The organism is Flavobacterium pokkalii, assembly GCF_014596575.1.
GTDB lineage: Bacteria > Bacteroidota > Bacteroidia > Flavobacteriales > Flavobacteriaceae > Flavobacterium > Flavobacterium pokkalii.
Genome location: NZ_NASZ01000069.1, coordinates 1 through 525 on the forward strand (window position 1 = coordinate 1; position 525 = coordinate 525).

At 29.0% G+C, this 525-nt stretch carries 1 protein-coding gene; it reads left to right on the top strand.

The window, feature by feature from the left end; genetic code table 11:
* Window positions 1-13: 13 nt before the first annotated feature.
* Window positions 14-525: hypothetical protein (locus tag B6A10_RS16315; RefSeq protein ID WP_188221719.1), on the top strand; the 512-nt coding region annotated here is incomplete at its 3' end.

The following is a 525-nucleotide window of genomic DNA, read 5'->3' on the forward strand; positions in this document are numbered from 1 at the left end:
CCAAGAACCATGTATGAAAGTTTGCACAGCAACGCAATCCAGCATAACTAGCAAAATAACTGTAACCAAGCAAACAGGGGTAGTTATGTGTCCGTGTGAAACAAATAACATTGAGATTTTAACTTTAGAAGACAAACCGTTTCCAAACTTAGTACAAACTATAAATAAAATTAAAACTTATGTAATGAATAATCCAAACTTATTAAGTATCTTCAATCAATTGTCTGGTTATAATACAGAACAAACATTAGCTCTATTAGAACCAACTAATATTATAAATAAGATTAGGATTACTAATGGAATAACTGAATTTGGTGAATTTAACCATACAACCCCAAATGTAATTTATATTGATAAATATTTAATTTCACAATTAGAATTAGGCGAATATAATGATACATTAGGAAATAAAGAGAATCTAAATGGAACTTCATTTTTTGTAGCTATGACAATACTACATGAATTAGTACATTATGGTCGATTTCATAATAGTTTACCACAAAAACATAACGGGGATGAAGCTGG